The sequence below is a fragment of the Staphylococcus sp. 11007852 genome (assembly GCF_011394325.1).
GTDB classification, from domain to species: domain Bacteria; phylum Bacillota; class Bacilli; order Staphylococcales; family Staphylococcaceae; genus Staphylococcus; species Staphylococcus agnetis.
In genome coordinates this window covers 1-6,170 of sequence record NZ_JAANBJ010000036.1, presented here as the reverse complement: position 1 = coordinate 6,170, position 6,170 = coordinate 1, and the positions used below count along the sequence as shown (strand labels likewise).

6 protein-coding genes and 1 pseudogene are annotated in these 6,170 nt (G+C 31.1%); 4 read left to right on the top strand and 3 right to left on the bottom strand.

The genetic code is table 11. The annotated features are described in order from the left end of the window. Positions 1-267: 267 nt before the first annotated feature. The 3 genes from G8Y85_RS10665 to G8Y85_RS10655 all read left to right on the top strand — a co-directional run bounded on the left by G8Y85_RS10665 (position 268) and on the right by G8Y85_RS10655 (position 3,521). Entirely contained in the window at positions 268-537 is a 270-nt protein-coding gene (locus tag G8Y85_RS10665; protein WP_143564836.1) for a type II toxin-antitoxin system RelE family toxin, read from the top strand. Between the two features lie 1,445 nt (positions 538-1,982). Next, positions 1,983-2,717, top strand: a complete 735-nt coding sequence (locus G8Y85_RS10660) for a trypsin-like serine peptidase (RefSeq protein WP_165805809.1) — start codon at positions 1,983-1,985, stop codon at positions 2,715-2,717. Positions 2,718-2,762: 45 nt separating this feature from the next. After that, a complete protein-coding gene (locus G8Y85_RS10655) occupies positions 2,763-3,521 on the top strand; it encodes a trypsin-like serine peptidase (RefSeq protein ID WP_165805808.1) in 759 nt (252 codons plus the stop codon). 207 nt (positions 3,522-3,728) lie between these two features. On the opposite strand, the pseudogene G8Y85_RS10650 reads toward G8Y85_RS10655, so the two are convergent. The 3 genes and pseudogenes from G8Y85_RS10650 to G8Y85_RS10640 all read right to left on the bottom strand — a co-directional run. Next, positions 3,729-3,845, bottom strand: a pseudogene (locus tag G8Y85_RS10650) (IS6 family transposase); the annotation flags it as partial. 75 nt (positions 3,846-3,920) lie between these two features. Continuing rightward, the gene (locus tag G8Y85_RS10645; RefSeq protein WP_165805807.1) at positions 3,921-4,679 is read right to left on the bottom strand and encodes a trypsin-like serine peptidase; all 759 of its coding nucleotides are present in this window, start codon (positions 4,677-4,679) and stop codon (positions 3,921-3,923) included. Between the two features lie 50 nt (positions 4,680-4,729). Beyond that, complete coding sequence (locus G8Y85_RS10640; protein WP_165805806.1) at positions 4,730-5,464, bottom strand: trypsin-like peptidase domain-containing protein; 735 nt, start codon at positions 5,462-5,464, stop codon at positions 4,730-4,732. Positions 5,465-5,868: 404 nt separating this feature from the next. On the opposite strand from G8Y85_RS10640, the gene G8Y85_RS10635 reads away from it, so the two are divergent. Further along, the coding region (locus G8Y85_RS10635) for an MAP domain-containing protein (protein ID WP_165805805.1) at positions 5,869-6,170 on the top strand (302 nt) is incomplete at its 3' end.

Genomic DNA, 6,170 nt, shown 5'->3' with positions numbered 1-6,170 from the left:
TATTATTTGTTAAATAATAGATTCATCATTAGTTAACTAACTAATGAAAGGCTCTCTCAAATAAAAGATCCTAGAGCAAAGCGTGATATACGCACAACTTTCGTAGCTATCTTTTTTAATGTTCTATTAAGTCCACGTACCCTAATTATCTTATTAATATTTACGCTTCATTTAATTTTTCTTTATAGAGCCTATAATTTCTCTTTTCTGTTTATATTTGTATTACTCACTACCATCATACTTTCAAATAAATATGTGCCTTAGGATATGTGTATTATTCCGAGAAATACGATGCATTTCCATACCTTAAGTAAAATAGATAAAACGACAAGAAACATTCTATTGAAATGGTTATATAATAATGTTCATAATTCTGATAACCCAAGATTGCATGGTAAAGCCTTACAAGAAGAATTATCTAATCCTTGGAGGTATAGAGTTGGAAAATATAGAATTATAGCGGAAATTCAAGATGATGAACTTGTAGCACTTGCCATCGATGTAGAGATCAGAGGAAAGATCTATAAGCGAAAATAAGATCTCAAAATACGAAAAAAACAGAATAGGCATAGAAGATCTTACAAAAGATAGCAAAAGTGAACAACTTTGAAATGTACACACAGGATCAAGCTAGCGAAAAAAGACCAAAATCTAAAATTAGAGAAATCAATAGAATCATCATGGCGACCTGAAATTATGTAACTTGTTACATGTTACTATATTGTTCGGTTATGTTTCCTCTTATTTATATTTATTCGGTCATTTTTGTTACAAAACAAAAATAAACCTCATTAATTAAAATTAATGAGGCCTCATGGATATAATTTATTCCGGTATGTCGCAAACGATAATTACAGATCAAATTCTATCGGTTAAATTAGAGGTGGCCTACTTGATTTAAGGTTCTAAAGTTGAATAACATATAACTAATTTCATTATTCATCTTTATTTACCTTGATTGATAAAGATCGACGTCACATTGAGGGGAGAAATCCAAAACATCAAAGAGTTTGAATATATGATGAACCGTGTAAAAAGAGACCACAGTTAAAAGTATCATACTGGTTACTGTAAAATGTTAGCAATAAATATCAAGCCTATACTACATAAAATAAAGAGTACAATGAGTATTATAGGGATGAAAAAAGAGCGTGACTCATATGGTTTTGAAAATTCATAGATCGTCATTCCTATAGCTGATAGCGGGAAAACAACTATACAAATTCCCATTATAGTTCCCAAAATTTCAAGAAATTTCACAAAACCACCTCCTTATAGTAAAAAATTTTAAATATATTAAATATTTTGCATATATCCTATGATTCAACAAGTAATATTTGTTTTGTGTTTTTTTAATAGTTCTTTATGAGTTCCAATACCCGTGATACTTTCATTTTCAATAGACACAATTTGATATGCTTTTGGAATAGTAAATAATCAGTTCTATTCAATTTAGAGAACATTCATTTTAATAATTATGGTTAAAGGAATAATCAAAACAACAGGGTATTTTGTAACTTGTTACATGTTACTATATTATTCGGTTATGTGCCCTCTTATTTATGTCTATACTTATTCAGTTACATACTTTAAATTAAATACCTTTTAACTTATTCTCTTTGGTTCTGTTGCAAAGTTGAAAATCATGTAATATAAATTACAAAGAAATGAAAAAACAGCTAAATAGGCCCTAGTAATATGTTATTATGCTGGCATTTAATATATTGATTTTGCATAGCTTTGTATACTAATTTAACTTTGCAACAGAACCCATTTAAGACACTCCTCTCTTACATACCATTATAGAACATACGTTCGCTCTTGTGATAAAAAACTCCTTTTTTCATAAAATTCCGACTAACTGTAAGGTATAATTAAGGATCTGTTAATAAATAATTAAGCAATTTTAAACTTTATTATTTTATAATATATGTATAGGTTAATTAATGAATCTAATAAAAATAAAGGTTGTGATGAACATCATGAAAGTTAAGTTACTTTTAGCATGCGTTATAGCATTATCTACTATTGCAACAACACTTGATACACAATCCGTACTTGCGCAAGAAAATACTGGGACGAGAACACCTGTAGATACTTTAAAAGATAACAAAAGTAAAATGATTGCAAAATATTCACCTGATAATTCTCTATACTGTTCGGCTACTTTAATTGCTCCTAATATAGCCTTAACGTCAAGGCATTGTGCAGGCAAAAAGAAAATAGAAGGTGATATAGGGTCTATATATCCCGGTCAATCTGGAATAAGGACTCCTTTTGGAAAGATGGACATTACTACATATATTCCAGATGCTTCTCAAGATATCGCTATTCTTAAGGGTAAAGAGTCTAACAAATCCAATGACTATAAACAATATATAAAAGACTTTAAAATCGATGTAAAAGGTCGTAAATTTGAAGAGTTAAGAGGTTTGATAGGTAAAGAAGTTTATTCATACGGATACCCCTCTGACCTCGTTGGATCACCTCAAGTTAAGTCTGAAGGTCAAATAATAGACTTTGACCCTTACACACAAGTCCTAACTACAACTATTCCTACTGTAGAAGGCCAATCTGGTTCAGGAGTTTTTTTAAAAGAAAATGATGAATTTCTCGGAGTTCTTTATGGAAAAAAATCAAATGGTAATGGTCAAGTTGCACCTATAGATGAAAGATTAAAAAAATGGTTTGACGATAACACGAAAGCTACATATTAATAAACCTCATCATCACACATCAAAAATCATTAAGGAGATAATATAATGAAAAACAAAGTGATTAAACTATTATTAGCAGTTATAACTTTTAGTGGTTTGTTTTCTTTTAATACCACTCTTGCAATGGAAGATGGGACTAAAACTATAGTAACTAATACTCAAAGTGATGAAATAGGAAGACGAGTCGGTATTTTTGAAGGACCTAGTGGACCATGTACAGCTACAATGCTTACTCCAAATTTTGGCTTAACAGCCGCGCACTGCGGAAATGGCTTTAAACAAAATGAATTTGTGGGTAAAATATATCCTGCACAGTCAGCCCTTGAGACGCCATATGGGTCAATGAATATAACTTTATTTAACCCTTACTCAAATAAAGATATTGCTTTAATTTATGGCCGTAATTCTGATAAAGATACCTCATATAGTAATTATGAGTCAACATTTGCTGGGAATGAGATAAAGTTAAAAGGTTTTACAAAAGACGATTTATCGAAGCTAGTAGGGAAAAAAGTATATTCTTTTGGTTACCCTTATAATTACGATGGTCATAAACAGTATAAATTCGAAGGAAAGATCACATTTGCAGATGAAAATGCTATTCACACTACAATGCCTTCATATGGTGGCCAATCAGGTTCTGCCGTATTTTTAGAAAATAGTAAAGATATAATTGGCGTGTTAATACAAGGCGGCCGAGGAAATAAAACAGCTATATTACAACCTATAACACAAGATATAGCAAGCTGGTATAATAGTAAGAAGCTTGATTTGGAAAACAAAAATAACAACAACCATTCTTAACGAACATCAATATCATTGCATAATTTTAAAATTTATGACTAGTAATAATAATACAAATCTTGTATATTATTATTGTCCGCTTATTAATGAGTTATAAGTTGCAATTAAAAAGAGCTACCTATTTAAACACTAGGTAGCTCTAATTCGGTTCTGTTGCAAAGTTAGAAAGATAAGTATCTAACCTTATGTTTAAAATAATACTTCGTATTAACTAGCTAGCATGATGCTAATTACACGGCATGGCGAAAACCCGTAGATCTGAAGAAATCTGAGGTTCTTTTTATATAATCCATAAATACATTCAATACCTTTTAGTGAATTCTTCATTATGTAATACCAACGTATAGTGTCCTTGTTTATTAAAATTGCACGATAATACTGACCTTGCCACAGAACCATTTAATTGCCAGGGGGATTTTCTATGAGATCTTTTTTAGTTTTATACCAACTCGATATTTCTTTTGTTATAGGTTGATATATCGAACCATTTCCACTGTTTATATCCCCTCCCCCTGCAACTAGTACACCAATTAGTTCGTTAGTATCTTTTAAGAAAAGAGCAGACCCCGATTGACCTCCCGCTGAAGGCAATGTTGTACGTATAGAATTGTCATCTGCATGAGTGATTTCGCCTGTGAATTTATACTGTTTATAACCATCATAGTCATAGGGATAACCAAAAGAATAAACTTTTTTTCCATTCATAGCTTCTAATTGTTCTTTAGTAAAGCCGTCTAACTTTATTTCGGTTTTAGCAAATTCTTTTTCATAATATTTATATGACGTATCTTTATCGCTGTTTTTACCATATATAAAAGCTATATCTTTCGTTACATAAGGATTAAACAAAGATATTCCCATTGAGCCAAAAGGGGTTTGCAATGCTGATTGAGCTGGAGATACTTTACCGGCTCCATCCTCTTTAATACCATTTCCACAATGTGCAGCTGTCAATCCAAAGTTTGGTGTCAACATTGTAGCCGTACATGTATGTCCATTCGGACCATCAAAAAGAGCTACCCGTCTTCCAATTTCGTCACTTCTCGTGTTATTTACTATTTCTTTAGTTCCAGTTTCTGCTGCAGACGTTGTACTCGCGCTATATAAACCAATTAAAGTTGCTGTAGTTAATAATAAAGAACATAATTTAACTTTCATTATTTTACCTCTTTCCTTTTATAATTATCTCATCAAATGAATTGATAATTTTATTGACTTGTATTTTTATCAAACCATGCTTTTAGCCTTTCATCAATTGGTGCTACATTGCCTTTGTTATCTAAAGTTCTGGAATAGAGAACACCAAGGAATTGGTTTCCCTCTTTTAAAAACACTCCCGAACCAGATTGTCCTTCTACTGTAGGTATGCTTGTTGTTAGTACTTTTGTGACAGGATTATAGTCTGTGATTTCTCCTTCTGATCTAACTTGCTGTGAACCTATAGAATTTCCAGGATATCCATAAGAATAGACTTTTTGACCTTTTAAGCTTCTTAACTTTTCTTCACTCCAAGCATTTACTTCTATTGTTTTCAAATCTTGCATATAATGTGCATAATCTGGACTTTGATCTTCTTTCTTACCTTTTATGATAGCGATGTCTTCAATACCCACATTAGGTATATATGTGCTGATATTCATCATTCCGTAAGGTGTACTGACACCAGATTGTCCAGGATAAACAGCGCCTATATATCCATCTTTATATTTTGAACCAGCACAATGCCTTGAGGTTATTCCTATATTCGCTGTAACCATTGTAGTTGAACAGTAAAGTGTGTTGTCTGGAGAGTATTTGGCAAATCGCTTCCCGTTTTCATCTGTTAGGGTATTAACGTTTGTACTCGAACCCATAGCTTCTTGTGCTTGTATATTTTGAAAACAAGTCGTGATGACAATCGTAGATAAGACGATCACACTTGTGATTAATATTTTAATTTTCATATTGTTCACTATCCTTAAAATTATTATAATAGCACTATTATTTCTTATTATACACTTTCATATGCTTTATTATCCTTAATATTTAATTAAAGGAACATTAATATTAGTATATTCATTAAGAAATTATTATTTATGTAAGTATTTATTCAAATAAAACTTGAAGAATCGATATATATATATATATTAAACGTTAATTTATTTTTATTATTTTGATGGTTCCAAATACAATGTCAAAACGTTATGATCTCGATATCAAATAAAATATAAAGTAAATGCTTATGATGAACTTAAAATCATGAGTCACTGCAACACTCGTACTTGGTATTTTAACAACAATTGGAGCTACTCTAGTAAATAACGAGGGTTCTCCTGCACAGTATGATCACCATTTTAAAACAAATACGGTGCCATATACAGTTACTTTTAATGGTATGACTGCACTAAGTCTGACAGATTTTGCTTTTTCGAAAGATGGTCTAGTGAGTTATTACGACATTAACCAGAAGGTAACATTAGCATTAAAATCAGAACGAGGTATTGATGAAAATACTCTTAACAAAGCAAAACCTGCTAAATATAAAGTCCATTTCAAAAATGGCGAAGTGAAAACGGTGGATTTAAAACCTAAAGACTTGACGACAAATTTATTTGACGTTGATGCTATTAAAAATATAGATGTTAATATCCAGCTACAACTTAAAAATAA

What these genes read in the sequence shown, in the direction of transcription:
- G8Y85_RS10665 (WP_143564836.1), top strand. Translation starts at nt 268, where the DNA reads ATGTGTATTATTCCGAGAAATACGATGCATTTCCATACCTTAAGTAAA.
- G8Y85_RS10660 (WP_165805809.1), top strand. Translation starts at nt 1,983, where the DNA reads ATGAAAGTTAAGTTACTTTTAGCATGCGTTATAGCATTATCTACTATT.
- G8Y85_RS10655 (WP_165805808.1), top strand. Translation starts at nt 2,763, where the DNA reads ATGAAAAACAAAGTGATTAAACTATTATTAGCAGTTATAACTTTTAGT.
- G8Y85_RS10645 (WP_165805807.1), bottom strand. Translation starts at nt 4,679, where the DNA reads ATGAAAGTTAAATTATGTTCTTTATTATTAACTACAGCAACTTTAATT.
- G8Y85_RS10640 (WP_165805806.1), bottom strand. Translation starts at nt 5,464, where the DNA reads ATGAAAATTAAAATATTAATCACAAGTGTGATCGTCTTATCTACGATT.